The organism is Mesorhizobium sp. ArgA1 (genome assembly GCF_053714375.1).
Map to the genome: position 1 here is coordinate 430,712 of NZ_JBSKBQ010000001.1, position 20,742 is coordinate 451,453.

The following is a 20,742-nucleotide window of genomic DNA, read 5'->3' on the forward strand; positions in this document are numbered from 1 at the left end:
CTTCCTCCGCCATCCGCAGAATCGGAGACGAAGGCAACCATTGGATGTCGCGCAGCGCATCGCCCGGGCGGGGGATGTTACAAAGGTCCCAGGGTTGGCAGAATCGAACGTCAGCTTTCCGTCGGAATCGGCTTCGGCTTGCCGTCGCTATCCAGCGCCACCATGACGAAATCGGCGTGCGTGACCTTCTCCATCAGGTCGGAGAGATAGCGCTGCGCCCAGGCTTCCACCTTGAGCGTCATCGAGGTGCGGCCGACGCGCTCGACGTGGGTGTAGATGCACAGCGTGTCGCCGATCTTCATCGCCTTGGCGAAGGACATCTCCTTGACCGCCGCCGTCACCACGCGGCCCTTGGCGCGCTCCGCTGCGCGGATGCCGCAGGCCAGGTCCATCTGCGCCATCACCCAGCCGCCAAAGATATCGCCGGCCGCATTGGCGTCCGCCGGCATGGCAAGCGTGCGCAAGGTCAGATCGCCGATCGGCCGGCCGTCCGCGTAGTGCACCATGCGCCAAATCCCCTGAAACGATTGCCCTCGATCCCGTAGCGTCACGGCGCCGACAGGTCAACGCGACGTGGGAGGCCGGCGGCACAATGTCGGTTCCGTGATGGCTTTTCCGAACGACGCGCCACCCGGTCGTATTTTTCACAACGCATGCCGGAAGGCGCGGCGACGCGGCGAGCCTGCCGCGTCTAGGCTGCGGCCAGTTTTCCGGAGCCGTCCAAGTTCATGCAGACTTATGACTTCATCGTCGTCGGCTCCGGCTCGGCCGGCTCGGTTCTCGCCGACAAACTGTCGGCTTCGGGCCGCTTTTCCGTTCTGGTGCTGGAAGCCGGCGGAACCGACCGCCGTTTTTACGTGCAAATGCCGCTCGGCTACGGCAAGACTTTCTTCGATCCCGCGCTCAACTGGAACTACAAGCCAGAGCCGGATCCAGGTCTGGCCGGCAATGTCGACCACTGGCCGCGCGGCAAGCTGCTCGGCGGATCAAGCTCGATCAACGCCATGGTCTGGATCAGGGGCGCGCGCGAGGATTTCGACGATTGGCGCGACGCCGGCAATCCCGGCTGGGGTTATGACGACCTGTTACCGGCCTTCAAGGCGCTGGAGGATAACGAGGCCGGCGCCGACGCATGGCGGGGCACAGGCGGGCCGTTGCACATCAGCGATTGCACAAACACCGTCCATCCGCTGACCAGGCGATACCTCGCCGCCGGCCAACAGGCAGGCCTGCCGCTCAACCCGGACTTCAACGGCGCGGCGCAGGAAGGCGTCGGCATCTACCAGATTTCGACCAAGAACGGCCGCCGCATGTCGGCCGCGCGCGCCTTCCTGCGTCCGGCGATGAAACGCGCGAATGTCCGCGTCGAGACCAACGCGCTGGCGAGCAAAATTCTGTTCGAGGGCAAGCGCGCCATCGGCATCGAATACCTGCAGAACGGCGAGACGAAGACGGCGCGCGCCGGCCGCGAGGTCATCCTGTCCGCCGGCTCGATCAACTCGCCGCAATTGTTGCAACTTTCCGGCGTCGGCCCTTCGGCGCTGCTTGCAGGCCTCGGCATCCCGGTCGTTCACGCCAACGAAAATGTCGGTGCGCACCTGCAGGACCATGTCGGCATCAACTACACGTTCAAGGGCAAGGTGCCGACGCTGAACCAGATCCTGCGGCCGTGGTGGGGCAAGCTCTTGGTCGGCATGCAATACATCCTCACCCGTTCCGGCCCGCTGTCGCTGTCGATGAACCATGGCGGCGGTTTCTTCCGCACCGACCCGACGTTCTCACGGCCCAACATGCAGCTTTATTTCCAGGCCTTCTCGACCGTCATTCCGAAGAGCGGCGAGCGGCCGATCCTGACACCGGATCCGTGGCCGGGCTTTTCCATCGGCCTGTCCAACTGCCGCCCGTCGAGCCGCGGCGAGATCATGATCCGCTCCAGCAATCCGCGCGACTATCCCAAGATTGTCGCCAATGCCTATTCCACCAATGCCGATGTCGACGAGATGCTGGCGGCGGTGAAATTCGTGCGCAAGATCGCCTCGATGCCCGCCATGGCCGAAATCATCGCCGAAGAGGTTTTGCCCGGGCCGTCGATCAGCTCAGACGCTGACCTGATCGCGGATTTCAGGAAACGCTCGGGCACCGTCTACCACCCGGTCTCGACCTGCCGCATGGGTCCCGATGCCGGGCAGGCGGTGGTCGACCCTCGCCTGATAGTCCATGGTCTAGAAGGCCTGCGCGTCATCGACGCCTCGATCTTTCCCGCCAACATTACCGGCAACACCAATGCCGCCTCTGTTCTGACCGGATGGAAGGGCGCCGAACTGGTTCTGGAGGACCAAAAATGAAGATCACCGACGTCAAGACCTGGGTTGTCGGCAATCCGCCGCCCGGCATCGGCGGCAAGTATTTCATCTTCGTCAAGCTCACCACCGATGGTGGTGTGGTCGGCTATGGCGAGGCCTACAACGCCACCTTCTCGGCGCACATCACGGCCAAACTCGTCGAGGACATGGCCGAGCGCTACCTCATCGGCCACGATCCGCACGACATCGAGAACTTCTTCCGCCGCGCCTATTCGTCCGGTTTCACCCAGCGCCCTGACGTGACCGGCATGGGCTGTTTTTCCGCACTCGAAATGGCCTGCTGGGACATTGTCGGCAAGGAGGCCAACAAGCCGGTCTACAAATTGCTCGGCGGCCAGGTGCATGAGACGCTGCGTTCCTACACCTATCTCTACCCGCACACCGGCAGTGTCCATTCGGAGGACGCGCCGGACGGCAGGAACGTCTACAACGACCCCGAAATGGCGGCGGCCTGCGCGCTCGAATATGCCGAGCAGGGGTTCAACGCCGTCAAGCTCGACCCGGCCGGGCCCTACACCGCCTTTGACGGCCATCAGCCGCGTCTCATCGACATCGATGTCTCCACCCGCATGATCAAGGCGATCCGCGAAGCGGTCGGCACCCGCGCCGACATATTGTTCGGCACGCATGGCCAGTTCACGGCGTCCGGCGCGCTGCGCATGGCGCGCGCCATCGAACCCTACGATCCGCTGTGGTTCGAGGAGCCGGTGCCGCCTGACATGCCCGAAGTGATGGCGGAGGTCGCCCGCGGCACCTCCATCCCGATCGCCACCGGCGAGCGGCTGACGACCAAGTTCGAATTCGCCCGCGTCATCGAGAACCGCGCCGCGACCATCCTGCAGCCGGACCTCGGCCGCTCCGGCGGCATTTTGGAAACCAAGAAGATCGCGGCGATGGCCGAGGCCTACCACATCCAGGTGGCGCCGCACTGCTACTGCGGACCGATCGTCGGTGCGGCCAACATCCAGCTGGCGGTGACACTGCCCAACTTCCTGATCCTGGAATCGCTGAAACAGTGGGATGGCTTCCACGCCACGCTGTTGAAGAAGAAGATCGAGTGGCAAGACGGCAATGTCATCCCCTCGAAAGAGCCGGGCCTCGGCGTCGAGCTTAACGAAGCGGTCTGCGATGCACACCCTTACACCGGCAAGGATTTGCATCTGCAGATGATGCAGACGCCGCTGATGCCGTGAGCGAGCGCTACGCCTTCATCGGCCTTGGCCATCTCGGCGGCAACCTTGCCGCCAGCCTGCTTCGCAACGGCTTTGCCGTCACCGTCTTCGACCGTGACCCCGTTGCCGTCGAGCTGCTTGTGGCGCTCGGCGCCACCGCCGCCAACAGCCCTGCCGAAGCGGCGACACGGGCAGGCAACGCAATAACCTGCCTGCCCTCGCCCAAGATCAGCGAAGCCGTGCTGGTTGGTCCCGGCGGATTGCTCGAAGGCTTGGCCCGCGGCGGCACCTGGATCGAGATGTCGACCAACGGCCGCGAAGAGATTCTGCGCCTCGCCGCTCTCGCCTCGGCCAAGGGCGTCGAGACGCTTGAGTGCCCGGTCACCGGCGGCGTGCATCTGGCGGCGGTCGGCAAGATCACCGCGCTGGTCGGCGGCGATGCCGCACTCTACGAACGCCATCGCCCGGCCATCGAAGCGATGTGTGCCAAGTCGTTTCTGATGGGGCCGGTCGGTTCGGCGGCGGTGATCAAGGTCATCACCAACATGCTGGCCTTCATCCATCTCGTCGCCGCCGGCGAGGCGCTGATGCTGGCCAAGCAAGGCGGGCTCGACCTCGCCCAGTCCTACCACGCCATCGTGGCTTCCTCCGGCAACAGCTTCGTCCACGAGACCGAAAGCCAGCTCATTCTCAACGGCTCCTACGATATCGGCTTCACAATGGACCTGGCGCTGAAGGACCTCGGCTTCGCGCTCGCCATGGCCGAACAATCCGGCGTACCGCTCGACCTTGCCACCCGCGTCAACGCGATTTTCGAGCAGGGTAAAGCGGCCTATGGCGGCAGCGCCTGGTCGACCCAGATCGTCAAATTGCTCGAGGACGCCGTCGGCACCTACCTGCGCGCCCCCGGCTTCCCGGTCAAACTTGAAACCTAGCCGGCAAATATTTAGCCAATGCCTTCAGGGGTTTAGTCCGGCCTTCAGAATCAGCCCCTGAGGCACTTGATTCAATATCTGAGCGTCAGCGCTCCCGGCAAAATCTCGAAGGTCGCCGGTATGCGACCTGGCGACTCGCCGTCAATATCGACCAGCGCACCGTTCTTCTCGGCGTCGCCGAGTGGTTCGACCACCACTTTCCGGCCGCGCAATATGGTGATTGCCGGATGGTTGCGATGCCGTCCGCCATAGAGCAGGCGGATGTCCCAGATCAGCTTCAGCTTGCCGGCTGCGCGCAGGATGACGATGTCGAACTGGCCGTCGGCGAGCTCGGCGTCCGGCGCGATCATCATGCCACCGCCGAAGAATTTGCCGTTGGCCACCGCCACCAGCGCCATGCGCGCCTCGACCGGCGCACCATCGTCGACGGTGATCCGGACGTCCTGGAAGCGGTAGCGGATGAACTCGACCACGGTGCGCCAGAAAAACAGCGCCTTGGCCGACATCTTGCCCTTGCGTTTGTCGGCATTGACCGCGCGGTCGGTGGCGCCGGACAGGCCGAGGCTGGCGATGTTGATGAAGTGGCGGCTGGCCAGCGCGCCATGATCATCAATGTAGCAGATGCGCCCCGCATCGACCTTGCGCGCCTTCGCCTCGGCGATCCGTTTCAGCACCGCGTCCACCTCTTTCGGCAGGCCGAGCCCGCGTGCGAAGTCGATGCCGGTGCCACAAGGCAGCAAGCCGAGCTCGGATGTTCGGTCACTCTCATCGAATGCCTGCAGCAATCCGTCGGCCACCTCGCTGGCGGTGCCGTCGCCACCGGCCGCGATCACCAGATCGAAACCGCTGGCCGCGAGGTCGAGCGCCAGCCTTTCGGCATCACCCTCGGCCTGCGTCTCGCGCAGCTCGAAATCGCCGAAATGGCTTTTCAACGAAGCGGCGACCTCCGGCCAATGCCGTTTCAGCCGGCCGCCACCGGCTATCGGATTGAGCACCACCCCGACTTTCAACGACGCCTCCCCAAAAGGACGGCGGGACGTGGTGGCCGCAAAGTCCTTTGCCGGCATTGAAACCCGTGCCGACCGCCGGAGCAAGGGGCGCAGCCGATTGGAGTGTCAAAAAGCTGGGAAGGCTGTCTAAAGCAGCAGCCACAAAAATTCCGAGGTTCGTGGCAAACCATCCCCGATAATCCCGTTATCCACAGGCCCGCGCCCATTCCCCAAAACCCTTACCCGGCGTAAGTTCAACCCATCTCAGGCGGCTACCGATCGCCACGCCGAAAGGCAAAGCGAAAAGGCGGATTTCCTGAGGCCCGTACGGCCCGAAACGAAAGCAGGCTTGCCTGTTCGAGGGACGGATGCCGAGACCTACGGGGCCGCGGAAAGCGTGCGAACGCCGACGGCGGACCGATGCTGCCATGAAGGACGGCAAAACCTTCGATGGCACGCTGAGCGAAGCTCGCAAGGGTGGAGAACGGCGTGGCCTGGAACGGGCATCGCCTTCGGGTGATGACTGGCAGGGCCGTCAAAATCAAGGCCGGCATGGCGCGACGACTTTACGGAAGTTGCTGCCGCGACCGTGTCCTGATCTGACAGGGAGGCGCTGGGAGAAATCCCGGCGCCGACTGTCTTTTGGGCGCCCCACACACCTCGAAACCGCATCGCTGGCTCATTCCGCGATGGTGGCCAAAATCCCGCCTTGTTCGCGCGCGATGGAGGGGGGCTGCCGGGGGGCAATCCGAAGGACAAGACCGTGATCAAGACCGCCCTTGTCGCCATGATTATCGTCGGCTGCGACTGCGACGCCAAGCTTTGCGAATATATCGGCGAGACGCCGGCGAAGTGGGCGACCATCGCCGACTGCGAAGCGGCGATGAAAAGCCAGATGCTGCACCAGAAGAACTTCAACTATCCGCTGGTCTCCGGCATCTGCCGCACCAAGGGCTCGGCATCCTCTTCACAACTGGCAGCGACCGCATCCCGCCCGGAACTGAAGCCGGCCAGCCGGAGCGTTCAATCTGAAAGCCCATTGCCGCCGGAACTGAGCCGTCGGCCGAGCGTACCCGTCGGCTCGCCGACGACGGCAAAGGAAGCAGCAGCAGCCCGGCCCGTTGCCTATGAGCAAGTGGTCGATGGCGGAACCGGCGTGCTCTACCGTACCCAAAACGGCTATGCGCTGGTCAAGACCGACCTCGGCCGCGCCGCGTCGGCAACGGTCGGCATGGCCAAGCGATCGGCGAACTGGCTGTCAGGCCTGGTGCCCAGCGGATTGTGAGCGGCCGCGCCGTTCGGGCCATACCACGGTGACGTACTGCCGTTGAAAACTCCAGACGGTTTCGACTGCTGACGCCGAGGAGTGGGTGAGGCCGAATAGCCCGGCGAAAAATGGAATGTCGTTTCGGATGGAACGCCGATCTAGTCGCCGAGGATGGCATCCTAGCTTGCCACCGCCTCGCCATCCGTCGCACCGATCTTGCGCACCAGCGCAGCCGTCGCCAGGATGGAGCCCATATCGGCGATCATCGGTGCGATATGCCTGGTGTAATCGAGCGGCACGGAAATGGCAGGCAGTTCGAAAAAATTCTTCGGCTGCGGCAAAAGCAGGAAACCGTCGCTGCCGTTGAGCGCCACCCGCGCCGGATCATCACCCCATGTTTCATGCAGCCATTTCAACGCCTGCGCCAGCCGTCCAGCCACCAGCGGCTGGGCGGCGGCGACATTGTCGGTGCGAAATTCATAGTCGCCGTCGAGCAGGGGATCACCACTCGACAGTTCCTGCATCTTGCCGGCGAAGATGCCGCGGAAGAAACCGACGACCGCATTGCTGCGCCGCGTCGCCACCAATGTGCCGGGGAACGGCGTGATCGTCTCGAAGGCGACGATGACGCCCTTGAAGACCGTTGACGAGCCTTTGCCCGTGCCCTGGCGCAACTCCGCCTCGTAAAGCTCGAACGGAAACTCCTCGTAGCGGCCGGATACGATATCGTCGAAGCTCTGCCGGTTGAAGGCGCCGACCACGGCGCGCGGCAGCCGGTCGAAGGAATTCGGCGTCACGCCGTGCTGGTAGCGCACATCCCTGATAAAGCCGAAGATGATCGGCAGCAGCGTGTCGCGGAACGATTGCTGCAGCCGCGTTGCCGGTCTCATCGCCAGGAAATAGAGCAGCAACGCCGCGAAGAAGCCGCCGATATAGAGAAACACATGCGGTGTCGAGAACCACTGCTCATTGGCGTCGGCGACCTTGTTGAACAGCCAGGCGACCAGCGCGACGAAGACCAGCAGCAGCCCGAGAAACAACGGCACCCGCCAGCGCACCTGCCGGTAGGCCGAGGCGCGTCCGGCCTCATAGGTTTCGATGTTCTTCCTGATGCCGGCGACGACCGTTTCATCAGGCATGAAATCCGCTGTTTCCATCGCCCCCTCGCAAGCTTGATTGCATCGATGATAGCCGCTTTTGCGGAAAGTCGTCAGTCACCGAAAATCGCCTTCAGCCGGGCCTCGACCTTGCCCTTCATCGGGCCGGTGAGCGCCTCGACCGGGACCAACCGCTCATGCCCGCCGGCGCGCAGCCGCATGAAGGGATGCATCCGGTAGCCGGCAATGGTGCCGCGCTGGCCGAGGTCGGCGCTGACATCGACGACGAAAATGCCGCCGATGCGGCCAGGCCACGGCTGACGCGCCAAGGCGGTGCCGAGGAAGTCGCCGAGCCCATAGGCGACAAGCGTCTTGCCGACCCACTGCACCGGCTGCACGACATGGGCATGGTGTCCGGCAATCAGTCCGACGCCATGCGCGGCGAGCAGCCTGGCCAGCGCCTGCGTTTGCGGGCGCGGAAAATGCCGGAACTCCCAGTCCCAGTGCGGAATGGCACAGCGCAGATCGATGCTCTTGCCCGCCGCACCTTTTGCCCATGCCGCCGGATCGCTTTGCATCGACACACGCTCGTTGAACGATACAGCGTCGCCATTGCGCCACAGCGTGAAGGCGGTAAAGCCGATCGTCAGCGGCCCGGCCTTGACCTGCTCGACAGGTCCTTTTTTCGCAGTGCCGATGGTGCGGATGCCGAGCCGTTTCAGCGCCGCAACGGTCTCGTCGAAACCGGCGATACCCTGGTCGAGCACATGATTGTTGGCCAGCGACAGCACCAGTCTTTCGCGCGCGATGCCGACGGCGGCAAGTGCCTCGGCGAGAAACCGCTCGCTCATCGCATGGTGCGTGCCGAGCCGCGTGCCAAGCGCTGCGCTCGGCCGCTCCACGACCGGACTCTCGCAATTGCCGATCACCAGATCGGCCGACGCCAGCAGCTTTGCGATATCAGGATCGCACTCCGGCGCGATGCTGTTTGCCACCGCCGAAATGTCGCCGACGAAAGCCAACGTCACCCTCCGCCCGGGCGGCGGATCGATGATGGTTGTGGCCGCGATCGGCGCAAAGTCCCTGACATCGCCGCCGAGCGACGGCTTCAGGAAGCGCGGCAGCCATGACAGTTTGTAGGAAAGTGGATAGTTCGACACGCGACGCCCAATCGTTTGCCCAGTCGGTTGGCTTGTGTAGACGGTCTGCCCGGGAAGTGTCGACCGTCAGTCCTTGAAACATTGCCGCCGGCAGACACGGCGCCAAATGCGTGTAATGTCTGCACAATGACATGGTGGAGGAATGAGATGACACGTTTTGCAGGCCTGCTGGCGTCCGCCCTTCTTCTGTTGCTGCCGATATCTTCCGCCCGCGCCGTGGCGCCCGAAGCGGCAACCGCTTTGTTCGAAGCCAAAACCGTGTCCGACCGCAATGCCGCGCTGACCGCGCTCGAAGCCGCGGCATCAGGCGATCCGGCAGCGGCCTATGCCGCCGGCGCTGGCGAGTTCTTCACCGCGCTGGAAATCCTTGGCGGCGGCCTGCACCGCCACGGTTTCGAGAGCCCGCAATCCTTCATGTTGCCGCTGATGCGGCTGCCGGTCCCCGACAATCCCAATCCCGAACCGCTGACCTACGAGCAGTTCCGCGCCATCCTGGTCGCCTTCCGCGACCGGCTGGAGAAATCCGCCGCCACGCTGCGCTCTGTACCGGCGGATGCCGATATCGGCATGGTCATTGACCTCACCCATGTCGGCATCGATCTCAACGAAGACGGCGCCATCGCGCCGGACGAAAGCATGGCTGCCATCATGGCCTCGCTGTCGCGCGGCGGCATCGCACCCGACGATACCGCGCCGGCGCTCGCCTTCCGCTTCGACCGTGCCGACGGTTACTGGCTGCAGGGCTATGCCGAGTTCCTGATGGCGCAGGCCGATTTCTGGCTGGCGCACGATTTCAGGACCATGTTCGACTGCTCGTTCCACATGCTGTTCCCGCGCGCCAAACTGCCGTTGCAGGATGTCCTGGTGCCGCCGGCCGGCGACATGGGCAGCAGCATCTTCTCGTCGGAATGGCGTATCGCCGATTTCATCTCGATGGTGCATCTCGTCAACTGGCCGGTGGTCGAGCCGGAACGCCGGCAGGCCGCGCGCCGCCATCTCCTTGAAATGATCCGGCTGTCGCGCGAGGACTGGAAGGCGATCCGCGCAGAGACCGACAATGATCGCGAATGGTTGCCAGGACCGAAGCAGAAGGGCGAGAACCCGCTTACCGGCCTCGAAGTCGGTGAGGAGCAGGTCGAGGCTTGGCTCGCCACCTTGACCATGGCCGAGGACCTGCTGGAAGGCCGCAAGCTGCTGCCGCATTTCCGCATCACGGCCAGCACCGGCAAGGGCATCAACATGAAGCGCTTCTTCGAAGAGCCAAAGCCCTTCGACCTCGTGCTGTCCATCACCGGCCCGGCCATCGCGCCCTACCTCGAAGAAGGCGAGATCGTGACCAGCAGCGATTTCGACCAGATCCAGCGCCAGTTCGGCGGCGCGGGGTTTTTGACCTTTGCGCTGTGGTTCAACTGAGGACCGTCGCAAGACAGTCGTGCCAGCGCTCCTGACAGCCTTGTGTCAGGAGCCTCGGTTCGCATTCCGCGCCTCGCCACTGCGCCCTTTCCATTTTGGCGGACTCTGCCCATATTTGGGGCATGGCCAAACTCCCTGAAAAAAAAACGCCCTCGACGGTGGGTGATAACAGCGCTTCGCCTCCCAAGCGGCGCAGCCCGCTGACCGATTTCCTCGATGCCTCGGAGCCGTTGCACAAGGGTGGCTTCGCCGAGGCGCCGCAAGCCGACTTCACCGGCACGCCGCTGACCGGCTCGATTGCGGACTGGGCCGAGCAGATCGAGCAGGAGGCCGAGAAGGAAGGACGCCTCTCCGGCAAGGACGGCAAGTCGCCGAAGGCAGCGAAAAAGATACCTGAGCGCTCCGCCGCTCCCGGACGAACCGCGCGCGGCACCTCGATGGGCGGCGCGGCCACGGCCCGCGAACGCACGGCAGCCGGCCTAAACCCGGTCGCCGGTCTCGACATTTCGCTCGAAGACGCCGAGACGATGACCTCGAGCGGTGTCACCGCCACGGTGGCGGCACTGTCGGCGCTGATCGAATCCGGCAATCCGCTGCACAAGGACGGCGTGCTGTGGACGCCGCACCGCCCTGCCCGCCCGGAAAAATCCGAAGGCGGCATCGCCATCAAGATGGTGTCGGATTTCGAGCCGGCCGGCGACCAGCCGACGGCGATCAAGGATCTCGTCGAAGGCGTCGACAACAACGACCGCACCCAGGTGCTGCTCGGCGTCACCGGCTCGGGCAAAACCTTCACCATGGCCAAGGTGATCGAGGAAACGCAGCGCCCCGCCTTGATCCTGGCGCCCAACAAGACGCTGGCCGCGCAGCTCTATTCCGAGTTCAAGAAATTCTTCCCCGACAATGCGGTGGAGTATTTCGTCTCCTATTACGACTACTACCAGCCGGAGGCCTACGTTCCGCGCACCGACACATTCATCGAGAAGGAATCCTCGATCAACGAACAGATCGACCGCATGCGCCACTCGGCGACGCGCTCGCTGCTCGAGCGCGACGACGTCATCATCGTCGCCTCGGTGTCCTGCATCTACGGTATCGGTTCGGTCGAGACCTATACGGCGATGACCTTCCAGATGCAGATCGGCGACCGGCTCGACCAGCGCGCGCTGCTCGCCGACCTCGTCGCCCAGCAATACAAGCGCCAGGACATCAACTTCGTCCGCGGCTCGTTCCGCGTCCGCGGCGATACGATCGAGATCTTCCCGGCCCACCTTGAGGACCGCGCCTGGCGCATTTCGATGTTTGGCGACGAGATCGAGGCGATCACCGAATTCGACCCGCTCACCGGCCAGAAAACCGGCGAACTGAAGAGCGTCAAGATCTACGCCAACTCGCACTATGTGACGCCGCGCCCGACGTTGAATCAAGCCATCAAGTCGATCAAGGAAGAACTCAAGCACCGCCTGCAAGAGCTTGAAAAGGCTGGGCGTCTGCTGGAGGCGCAGCGGCTGGAGCAACGCACCCGCTTCGATCTCGAAATGCTGGAAGCCACCGGCTCCTGCGCCGGCATCGAGAACTATTCGCGCTATCTGACCGGACGCCAGCCGGGCGATCCGCCGCCGACCTTGTTCGAATATATCCCTGACAACGCCTTGGTCTTCGTCGACGAAAGCCACGTCACCGTGCCGCAGATCGGCGGCATGTATCGCGGCGACTTTCGCCGCAAGGCGACGCTGGCCGAATACGGCTTCCGCCTGCCGTCCTGCATGGACAACCGTCCGCTGCGCTTCGAGGAATGGGACGCCATGCGACCGCTCTCGGTCGCGGTTTCGGCGACGCCCGGCGGCTGGGAGATGGAGCAGTCCGGCGGCGTCTTTGCCGAGCAGGTCATCCGCCCGACCGGCCTGATCGACCCACCGGTCGAGGTGCGCCCGGCCAAGAGCCAGGTCGACGATGTCGTCGGCGAAATCCGGGAGACCACCGCTGCCGGGTACCGCACGCTGGTCACCGTCCTGACCAAGCGCATGGCCGAGGACCTGACCGAATATCTGCACGAGCAGGGCGTGCGCGTCCGCTACATGCACTCCGACATCGATACGCTGGAGCGCATCGAGATTCTTAGGGATTTGCGCCTTGGCGCCTTCGACGTACTGGTCGGCATCAACCTGTTGCGCGAAGGCCTCGACATTCCCGAATGCGGCTTCGTCGCCATTCTCGACGCCGACAAGGAAGGGTTTTTGCGCTCCGAGACGTCGCTGATCCAGACCATCGGCCGCGCTGCCAGAAACGTCGACGGCAAGGTCATCCTTTATGCCGACCAGATCACCGGATCGATGGAGCGTGCGATGGCCGAGACCAACCGCCGTCGCGAAAAGCAGATGGAGTGGAACGCGGCCAACGGCATCACCCCGGAATCGGTGAAGTCGCGCATCTCCGACATTCTGGATTCGGTCTACGAGAAGGACCACGTCCGCGCCGACATCTCGCAGTTCACCGACAGCGCCGGCGCCATGATGGGCAACAATCTGAAAGCCCATCTCGACGCCATGGAAAAGCAGATGCGCGACGCGGCCGCCAATCTCGACTTCGAGAAGGCTGCCCGCATCCGCGACGAGATCAAGCGCTTGCGCGAGATGGAGCTGTCGATCGCTGATGACCCGCTGGCCAAATATGCCGACATGGAAAGCCCCGTTTCGGGCCGCGAGAAGGGCAAGCACAACAAGGGCGTGGCCAAGCATCGCACGGTTGAGGAACAGGAGCGTTTCCGCAAACTCGATCAAGCCCGCGCCGCCGAAGAGGCGGCCAAAGCTGCCCGGCCCAACCTCTTCCGCAAGCCGGCGCTCGACGAAATGGGCGCCGACGGCACCGTACCGGTGAAGAAGCCGATGTTCGCCAAGCCTTCGATCGACGATATGGGTCCAGGCACCGACATGCCGACGCCGGCAGGCGCTGTCTCGCGTTCGCTGTTCAAGAAACAGTCGGCATCCGAAGCGCACGGTTCCGATTTCGGCATTCCGGGCGATGCCACCAAGCCGCTGTTCAAGAAGAACTCGCTTGATGAGATGACGGTGCGCCGCACCGAAAAGCCCGTCGAAGGAAAAGTGCCAACGAAGCCCCAGCCAATCTCCCCCCAAGTGGGGGAGATGCCCGGCAGGACAGAGGGGGGCGCGAAGGATCGCGACGACAAGCCCATCGTTCGCCAGCGCTCCGGCATCGGCTCCTACGAAGACCCAGGCGACGCCCGCCGCGAAAAGCGCCGTCCGGGCAAGACCGGACGACCGGGAAGGTAGTTCATTCAAAACGCTGGCAGGACAGCGCCCCCCTCTGTCCTGCCGGACATCTCCCCCACGAGGGGGGAGATCGGCAGCTGCAGCGCTCCGCCCTGACGGTCCACTTGCCACCAACCCCGCCTCTGGTGTAACCACTCCCGCACACTCAACGTCTTGTCTTGAAAGGAGGGCTCACGTGTTTACGTTTTTTCGTCACCATCGTCAGCGTGGCCCGATTTCTGCCCTGCGAGCTTGCTTGCAGGGCTGACCAGGACGGTCCGGGGTTTTCTCCCGCTTCGATTTTTTGGTCTGCCCTTCGTGGTGCGCAACACTGAGCCTGATGGCCGGCACGCGCACCGTCAACGTGCACCCGGAGTCGTCTCCGGCTAGACCAGAGAAATCACAATGGCCCTGATCAGCCTCAAATCCCTCGGCGTCACCATGAGTGCGCCGCTTTTCGCCAACCTCGACCTAACCATCGGCACCGGCGACCGGCTCGGCATTGTTGCCGCCAACGGCCGCGGCAAGTCGACCTTGCTCAAATGCCTGACCGGCGAGATGGAGCCGACCTCCGGCGACATCACCCGCACGCGCGGCCTGCGCGTCGGCCATGTCGAACAGTCGGTCCCCCCTGCCCTTCTCGGAAGCACCTTCCACCAGGTGGTGGCCGACGCCTTGCCGGCGGAGCAGGCCGACAGCGAGATGTGGCGTGTCGACATGGTGCTGGATTCGCTCGACGTGCCGGAGCCGATGCGCGAGCGCCAGATGCGGGCGCTGAGCGGCGGCTGGCAGCGGCTGGCGCTGATCGCCCGCGTCTGGGTTACCGATCCGGATGTGCTTTTGCTCGACGAGCCGACCAACCATCTCGACCTCGCCAAGATCAGCCAGCTCGAAAGCTGGCTGAACGCGCTGCCGCGCGAGGTGCCGGTGGTCATCGCCAGCCACGACCGCGCCTTCCTCGACGCCGTCACCAACCGCACGCTGTTCCTGCGCCCTGAGGAACCGCCGGTGTTCGCGCTGCCCTACTCCAGGGCAAGGCAGGCCCTGGACGAACTGGACGCTTCGATGGCGCGCAGGTTCGAGCGCGACATAAAGGTAGCGCAACAGCTGCGCAAGCAAGCGGCGAAGCTGAACAACATCGGCATCAATTCCGGCAGCGACCTCCTGACGGTAAAAACCAAGCAGCTCCGGGAACGGGCGGAGAGGCTGGAAGACGCGGCGATATCCGCGCATCGCGAGAAATCGGCCGGAGCGATCAGGCTGGCGAACCGCGGCACGCATGCCAAGGTGCTGATCACGCTAGACGACGCGGCGGTGGAAACGCCAGACGGCACGCTGCTGTTCAAGACCGGCAAGCGCCACATCTGCCAGGGCGACCGCATCGTGCTGCTCGGCCGCAACGGCGTCGGCAAGTCGCGTTTCGTCAACCTGATCCGCAACGCCATTGCCGAGCCGGACACCGTGCCCAACGTCAAGGTGACGCCGTCGACGGTGCTCGGTTACAGCGACCAGGCGCTGGCCGGGATCAGCGGCGACGACACGCCGCTGGCCATGGTCTCGCGCCGCTACGATGTCGGCGAGCAGCGCGCCCGCTCGCTGCTCGCCGGCGCCGGCGTGGTCATCGAGATGCAGGAGAAAAAGATCGGCGTGCTGTCTGGCGGCCAGAAGGCGCGGCTGATGATGCTGGCGCTCAGGCTCGCCAATCCCAACTTCTACCTGCTCGACGAGCCGACCAACCATCTCGATATCGATGGCCAGGAGGCACTTGAGGAAGAATTGCTCAAGCACCAGGCAAGCTGCGTGCTCGCCTCGCATGACAGATCCTTCATCCGCGCCATCGGCAACCGTTTCTGGCTGATCGACAAACGGCGGCTGACGGAAGTCGAGGACCCGGAAGACTTCTTCCGTTCTGTGGCCGAGACACACGATTGAGCGGTGACTACATAGTCCGGGCCGTCATCTGGAAGTGCTGCCGGCCCGTCGAAAGTATTAGCGACATGGCGATACTTCCCCATCGGCCGGAAAAGGCGCATTCTGAAGCTTCCGCAAACCGAGGGAGGAAACGGTCATGGGTGGGGTGGACGTCGTCAAGAGCCTTTATGATGCCTATGCAAAACGCGACATCGAAGGTGCGCTGGACCACTGCGCCGACGATGTTGTCTTCCGCTGGGTCGCCGAACCGGGGGCCCCGTATATCAAGGCAGGCAGCGGCAAGGAGGAGTTCCTCGCCCGCCTGATGTCGCTGGACAATGATTTCGAATACCGGAGCTTCCGTCCGGTTGATATCATCCATAGCGGCGACAGAATTGCAGCCCAGGTCGAAATCCATCTGACGCGCAGAACCAACGGCCAGGAGCTTGTCATGCGTACCGCTGATTTCTGGACGGTACGGGACGGCAAGGTGGTCGAGATGGTGGAGTACTACGACACTGCCCTTGCCGCATCGGTACTCTAAAATAATTTCAGCGACCTGTCGGATCGCCTGAATCTGCTGCGTCCTTGGGATGCCGACACGATGATGCCGGCTTCATCTGAGGAGAAAGCATCATGTCCATTTTGTCATCCATAGGCCGCGTCGCCGCCCGTTATGCGCAGAACCGCGCCCGCTATCGCAGCGAACGCGAGCTGCTGTCCCTGCCGATCGAACTGCGCAAGGATATTGGCTGGCCGGAAATCGTCATCGACGCGCAAAGCGGCCCGCGGATCTGCAGGGCATCCTGACCATGCAGTCGGAAAATATCGATGCAGGCCGCCACGGGGCGACCGTTGCTCAGTCATGCGTGTCGCCCGACAGCGGCGTCGCCTGCATCGATCCGCGCTTTTCGAACACGTCGAACCAGCGTGTCAGACGTGTCCTGGCGCGAAACGACGGAAGCTGGCGGAACGCCATCCAGGATAGTGTGGTGGCGAGCGCTATATGGCCGACATGCAGCGGCGCCTCGTCGTCCAGCGTGCTGTCGATCCAGTCATAGCTCGCCTCGATCTTGTCTTTGTATCCTTCAGCGAGCGCGGCGTAGCGCAACTGTTCGGGCCTTCTCTCCGTCTCCCAGCGCAAGGCTATACCAGTCTGCGCCAGACCCTGAGCCACCGCCTGCAGCCGCAAGGCCTGCCAGCGCGCCTCGCCATCTGGCGGCAGCAATTTGCGGCCGTCATGCAGCGTGTCGAGATAGGCGCAAATGACATCGGAATCGAAGAGCGGTGGCGCATCCGGCCGCAGCAGCACCGGCACCTTGCCAAGCGGGTTTTCGGCATAGACACGGGCGTTTCGCAAGGTCGGGCTGGTCTCGTGATGAATGACCTTGAGCCGATTGGCAAGGCCGACCTCATGGGCGAAGACCAGTGCCTTGCGCGCGAAGGGCGAATGGGTCTGGTAGTAAAGGATCATGGTCGTCACAGGCGGTTGAAGAAGCAGTCCCCTGTTCTAGCCTGCGGGCTGCGAGGATTGCGCTCTGATTGGGCGCCTCCGACGCAAGTTCATTTCACGCCAAAAAAATCGCAGCGGCTATGTAGGATTGCCGCCGCCTCGTTCGTCCTGGGGTTCGCAAGACCACATCAAGCGCCCAGACCAAACGCAAAGAGGAGCAAGACATGACCGACCAGACCCCCGTTCAGCCGGCCGCGAAAGTTCTCGGTGGATTGACCCCCTATCTGCAACTGGACGGCGCCTTCGAGGCTGCCGAATTCTACAAGAAGGCCTTCGGCGCCGAGCAGGTGTTCTTCTATCCGCCGGACGACCAGGGCCGCACCATGCACATCCATCTCCACATCAACGGCTCGACCTTGATGCTCTCCGATTTCTATCCCGAAAACGGCATGCCCGCCGTCAAGCCGCAGGGCTACACCATGCAGCTCCATCTCGGCGCCGACGACATCGAGGCCTGGTGGAAGCGCGCCGTCGAGGCCGGCTGCGAAGTCGCCGTGCCGCTGCAGGTCATGTTCTGGGGCGACCAGTGGGGCAACATGCGCGACCCCTTCGGCGTCGAATGGGCGATGAACGCGCCGGTGAAGAAGGCCTAGTACCTCCAGGAGCGCATCGTCCTCTGTGATGCGCTTCACGCGCCGGGTTGCACCCCTGCCGACCGGCGCCCGATTTCACGAAAGGAACCCGCAATGTCCTATGTCGATGGTTTTGTACTCGCAGTGCCGAAGGCTAATCTCGATGACTACAAGAAGCTGGCCAATCTGGCTGGGCCGATCTGGATAGAGCATGGCGCGCTGTCCTATGTGGAATGCATCGGTGACGATGTGCCTTATGGCGAAGTCACCTCGTTTCCGCGTGCCGTGCAGGCCAAGGACGACGAAGTGGTCATCTTCGCCTGGGCCGTCTACCAATCGCGCGCGAGCCGCGATGCCGTCATGGCCAAGGTGATGGCCGACCCGCGTTTTACACCCGATCGACCTATGCCCTTCGATATGAAGCGCATGATCTTCGGCGGCTTCCAGCCCTTCGTGGAGCTGTAGCCGCCACCTCAGTCCAACTTGTCCAGCAGCGGCTTCAGCCTGTCGCCATACCGCTTCCACAGATCGATCGAGCCCTGATACATCGGCTGGCGCACTTGCGCCGCCGAAGCCGTGCGCACCGGACGATCGGTCTCGTGGAAAGACAGCACCTTGTCATCCCAGGGCAGGCCGAGATGCGCGATCAGCGCCCGCGTCTGTCCCTCCTGGTCGGCGACGAAATCCTCGTAGCGCACATCGTGGACGATGCCGGGCAGCACGCTGCGCCAATGCGCCATGATGTCGGTGTAGAGATTGTGGAAGTCGGCGAGTTCGCCGAGATCATAGCCGTAGCGGTGACTGTCGCCGCGGAAATGCACCTTGTAGATCGAAAGGCAGGTCGCCGCCGCGTCGCGTGCGCAATGGATGATTTTGGCGTTCGGCAGCATCATGTGGATAAAGCCGATGAGCAGGAAGTTGCCGGGCATCTTGTCGGTGACATGCCTGAAGTTGGGATAGCGGGCATGCAACATGTCGAGATAGGCTCGGCCTGCTTCGGCGAACTCCGTGTCGGATACATCAACCAGTCCCCAGGGGAAGTCGCCGGGCATGGTTGTCGGGAACTGCTTGCCGACTGCGGTCTTCAAAATGCTGAGCTCGCCCGCACCGTAGACCTGCGGGTGGCTGGCGATGATCTGCTCGACCAGCGTGGTGCCGGAGCGCGGCATGCCGACGACAAAGATCGGCGTGCCGTCCGATATCGCGGCTGGCTTGTGCTTTTCGAAAAAGCCGGCGTCGAACACCGTCTTCATCGCATCGAATTCGGCGCGTGTCCTGACGGGATCGTAGTCGATGCCCTTGCGGCGAATGGCATTGCCTTCGGCGAAATAGTCGAAGGCCCTGTTGTAATCCTTCAGATCGTCATTGGCCTTGCCGAGGCCGAAGGAGAGTTGCATGCGCGACAGGCTGTCGGCGGGCGCCTTGGCATGCTGTGCCTCCATGCCGGCGAGTTCAGCGTCGCGCTCCTTCTGGCGCTTGACCTGCGTCAGCATCAGCCAGGCTTTGGCCATGCCCGGTGTGATCGCCAGCGCCTGCCGGAACAGATCGGCCGCTTCGTCGAGCTTGCCTTTTTCCATCAGCCCGACGCCGAGCCCATGCAACAGGTCGGCATCCTTGGGCCGGATGGTCAGCGCCTCGCGGAAGCTCGCCAGCGCCTCGTCCAGACGCCCGGCCTCCTGTAGCGTTTCGGCAAGCCCGATGCGGGCACGGACATGGAAGGGATTGCGCCCGACTGTGCCGCGATAGATCGCTTCGGCCTCCTCGAACTGGCCGAGCTGTTTCAACGCCGAACCCAGATTATCACGTGCCGCGAGCTGGTCGGGCTTGAGATCGACCGCACCGCGGAAGAAATCGGCGGCTGCTGCTACGCGACCGAGATCGCGCATCGCCGTGCCGAGATTGTTGAGGAAATCGGGATTCTTCGGCTGCAGACGCACCGACTGCTCGATCAGATCGAGTCCTTCGGCGCTACGCCCGGTCTGGTGCAGCAGCAGGCCCAGGAAGTGCGCCGCCGCCGCGTGATTGGGCTTGCGCGCCAGCACCTGCCGGTAGAGCGTCTCGGCCTCCTGCCGGCGCCCGGCCTGATGCAGCTGCAGCGCCTGCTGCACATATTGGTCGAGGCCTAGTGGCGGCTGTCCGCCAGTTCCAGCACCCGCCGCTCTTCTCTGATCTCTGTTGATGGGAAACCTGCCGTGTTTGTCCGCTTGCCGGACCTAAGGCATGCGAGTGGCAGATTCAAGGGTCGCGAGATGCGGATATATCGCGGGTTTGCAAAGCTGCATTGCCGGACAAAGCGCAACCGTGAAAGCCCGGCGGCACACCTCTAAAGGCCAAGGCCTATATCGGCGTGGATGGATGAGCGCAACCTGCCTTCTCCCCCAGGGACCTGGGGGAGAAGCAAAAAAGAGCCCCTCAGCAGGGACCGTTGTCGACGACACGGTAGTCAGCGGCTCGAGCCTCGCAGGCGTTGGGGAAGGTGCGCAGCTCGCCATGACGGCGGGCGCAGACGGGCGCGTATTCGCGGGTGCAGAACGTCGGCTCCTCGCCACCGCCGCCACCACCGCCATCACGGCAAGGGCCGTCGCGCACGATGCGGTAGCCCGAGCGCTCGGCGAGGCAGGCATTGGCGAAGGTCTGGCGGTCGCCACCGCGCCGTGCGCAGACCGGCTCATATTCCCTGGTGCAGAATTCCGGTTCAGGCCGTGGCGGGCGCGGTCCTGGCCCGTCATCGACGACGACGGTGCAGGCCGCAAGAAGACCTGACAGGAAGAGAAGGGTAAAACCCTGGCGCGAAAATATCGTCGCAAGAAATCCCATGAATATGCCTCTCTCGAGACCCCCCGTCCCGGCGCAAAACGCGCCTGTCGATCCTCGTCATTCCGTTGCCAGATGCAACCCCTGTTTGCGGCGCGGCGGAGCCATGCGACACCCCTCTCCAGCATTGCTTTGACCTTGGACCATACCCGCTGGACCATGCGTGGCCGGGCTCTGGCTGATGACCGCCAACGGGGCCGGGTTTATCCAAGCGCCTGCGTTGGGAGCGTCGATGGTCGCGGCCCGCGGCGCTATCTTGCAACTATC

18 protein-coding genes are annotated in these 20,742 nt (G+C 63.6%); 11 read left to right on the forward strand and 7 right to left on the reverse strand.

Annotated features, from left to right (window positions below; genetic code table 11):
• Nucleotides 1–110: 110 nt before the first annotated feature.
• Nucleotides 111–506: an acyl-CoA thioesterase gene (locus ACWGTI_RS01970; protein ID WP_023671995.1), complete on the reverse strand. Its 396-nt coding sequence runs from the start codon at nucleotides 504–506 to the stop codon at nucleotides 111–113.
• Between the two features lie 222 nt (nucleotides 507–728).
• Between ACWGTI_RS01970 and ACWGTI_RS01975 the strand changes: the two genes are divergently transcribed.
• Genes ACWGTI_RS01975 through ACWGTI_RS01985 form a run of 3 tightly spaced genes read left to right on the forward strand, consistent with a single transcriptional unit; the run spans nucleotide 729 to nucleotide 4,470 of the window.
• On the forward strand, nucleotides 729–2,345 hold the full coding sequence (locus ACWGTI_RS01975) for a GMC family oxidoreductase (protein WP_454585567.1): 1,617 nt from the start codon (nucleotides 729–731) through the stop codon (nucleotides 2,343–2,345).
• The gene (locus ACWGTI_RS01980) at nucleotides 2,342–3,556 is read left to right on the forward strand and encodes a mandelate racemase/muconate lactonizing enzyme family protein (protein ID WP_454585568.1); all 1,215 of its coding nucleotides are present in this window, start codon (nucleotides 2,342–2,344) and stop codon (nucleotides 3,554–3,556) included. The genes ACWGTI_RS01975 and ACWGTI_RS01980 overlap by 4 nt, the downstream gene beginning before the upstream one ends.
• Complete coding sequence (locus ACWGTI_RS01985; RefSeq protein ID WP_454585569.1) at nucleotides 3,553–4,470, forward strand: NAD(P)-dependent oxidoreductase; 918 nt, start codon at nucleotides 3,553–3,555, stop codon at nucleotides 4,468–4,470. Before ACWGTI_RS01980 ends, ACWGTI_RS01985 begins: the two co-directional genes overlap by 4 nt.
• Before the next feature lie 71 nt (nucleotides 4,471–4,541).
• Here ACWGTI_RS01985 and ACWGTI_RS01990 read toward each other — a convergent pair whose 3' ends face one another.
• Nucleotides 4,542–5,480 carry a diacylglycerol/lipid kinase family protein gene (locus tag ACWGTI_RS01990; protein WP_454585570.1) on the reverse strand — a complete coding sequence of 313 codons (939 nt, stop codon included), beginning with the start codon at nucleotides 5,478–5,480 and terminating at the stop codon, nucleotides 4,542–4,544.
• A 742-nt stretch (nucleotides 5,481–6,222) separates the two neighbouring features.
• Here ACWGTI_RS01990 and ACWGTI_RS01995 point away from each other — a divergent pair.
• Nucleotides 6,223–6,744, forward strand: coding sequence for a hypothetical protein (locus ACWGTI_RS01995; RefSeq protein ID WP_454585571.1), 522 nt, complete (start codon nucleotides 6,223–6,225; stop codon nucleotides 6,742–6,744).
• 161 nt (nucleotides 6,745–6,905) lie between these two features.
• Here the strand turns inward: ACWGTI_RS01995 and ACWGTI_RS02000 are convergent, their stop codons facing one another.
• Together ACWGTI_RS02000 and ACWGTI_RS02005 are read right to left on the reverse strand one after the other, a co-directional pair.
• Nucleotides 6,906–7,883: a hypothetical protein gene (locus ACWGTI_RS02000; RefSeq protein ID WP_454585572.1), complete on the reverse strand. Its 978-nt coding sequence runs from the start codon at nucleotides 7,881–7,883 to the stop codon at nucleotides 6,906–6,908.
• A 53-nt stretch (nucleotides 7,884–7,936) separates the two neighbouring features.
• Complete coding sequence (locus ACWGTI_RS02005) at nucleotides 7,937–8,983, reverse strand: CapA family protein (protein ID WP_454585573.1); 1,047 nt, start codon at nucleotides 8,981–8,983, stop codon at nucleotides 7,937–7,939.
• 147 nt (nucleotides 8,984–9,130) lie between these two features.
• Here ACWGTI_RS02005 and ACWGTI_RS02010 point away from each other — a divergent pair, with 147 nt between their 5' ends.
• From ACWGTI_RS02010 to ACWGTI_RS02030, 5 genes are all read left to right on the forward strand, one after another.
• Nucleotides 9,131–10,396 carry a hypothetical protein gene (locus ACWGTI_RS02010; RefSeq protein WP_454585574.1) on the forward strand — a complete coding sequence of 422 codons (1,266 nt, stop codon included), beginning with the start codon at nucleotides 9,131–9,133 and terminating at the stop codon, nucleotides 10,394–10,396.
• Between the two features lie 122 nt (nucleotides 10,397–10,518).
• On the forward strand, nucleotides 10,519–13,686 hold the full coding sequence (gene uvrB / locus ACWGTI_RS02015; RefSeq protein WP_454585575.1) for an excinuclease ABC subunit UvrB: 3,168 nt from the start codon (nucleotides 10,519–10,521) through the stop codon (nucleotides 13,684–13,686).
• Nucleotides 13,687–14,070: 384 nt separating this feature from the next.
• A complete protein-coding gene (locus ACWGTI_RS02020) occupies nucleotides 14,071–15,597 on the forward strand; it encodes an ABC-F family ATP-binding cassette domain-containing protein (RefSeq protein WP_454585576.1) in 1,527 nt (508 codons plus the stop codon).
• Between the two features lie 136 nt (nucleotides 15,598–15,733).
• Entirely contained in the window at nucleotides 15,734–16,120 is a 387-nt protein-coding gene (locus ACWGTI_RS02025; protein WP_454585577.1) for a nuclear transport factor 2 family protein, read from the forward strand.
• Between the two features lie 92 nt (nucleotides 16,121–16,212).
• Complete coding sequence (locus tag ACWGTI_RS02030) at nucleotides 16,213–16,386, forward strand: hypothetical protein (protein ID WP_454585578.1); 174 nt, start codon at nucleotides 16,213–16,215, stop codon at nucleotides 16,384–16,386.
• Between the two features lie 49 nt (nucleotides 16,387–16,435).
• Here ACWGTI_RS02030 and ACWGTI_RS02035 read toward each other — a convergent pair whose 3' ends face one another.
• Nucleotides 16,436–17,050 carry a glutathione S-transferase family protein gene (locus tag ACWGTI_RS02035; RefSeq protein WP_454585579.1) on the reverse strand — a complete coding sequence of 205 codons (615 nt, stop codon included), beginning with the start codon at nucleotides 17,048–17,050 and terminating at the stop codon, nucleotides 16,436–16,438.
• A 203-nt stretch (nucleotides 17,051–17,253) separates the two neighbouring features.
• Between ACWGTI_RS02035 and ACWGTI_RS02040 the strand changes: the two genes are divergently transcribed.
• Entirely contained in the window at nucleotides 17,254–17,682 is a 429-nt protein-coding gene (locus tag ACWGTI_RS02040; protein ID WP_454585580.1) for a VOC family protein, read from the forward strand.
• A gap of 93 nt (nucleotides 17,683–17,775) precedes the next feature.
• On the forward strand, nucleotides 17,776–18,126 hold the full coding sequence (locus ACWGTI_RS02045) for a DUF1428 domain-containing protein (protein WP_454585581.1): 351 nt from the start codon (nucleotides 17,776–17,778) through the stop codon (nucleotides 18,124–18,126).
• A gap of 8 nt (nucleotides 18,127–18,134) precedes the next feature.
• Here ACWGTI_RS02045 and ACWGTI_RS02050 read toward each other — a convergent pair whose 3' ends face one another.
• A complete protein-coding gene (locus ACWGTI_RS02050) occupies nucleotides 18,135–19,769 on the reverse strand; it encodes a tetratricopeptide repeat-containing sulfotransferase family protein (protein WP_454585582.1) in 1,635 nt (544 codons plus the stop codon).
• 304 nt (nucleotides 19,770–20,073) lie between these two features.
• Nucleotides 20,074–20,478: a Kazal-type serine protease inhibitor domain-containing protein gene (locus ACWGTI_RS02055; protein ID WP_454585583.1), complete on the reverse strand. Its 405-nt coding sequence runs from the start codon at nucleotides 20,476–20,478 to the stop codon at nucleotides 20,074–20,076.
• Between the last annotated feature and the right edge of the window lie 264 nt (nucleotides 20,479–20,742).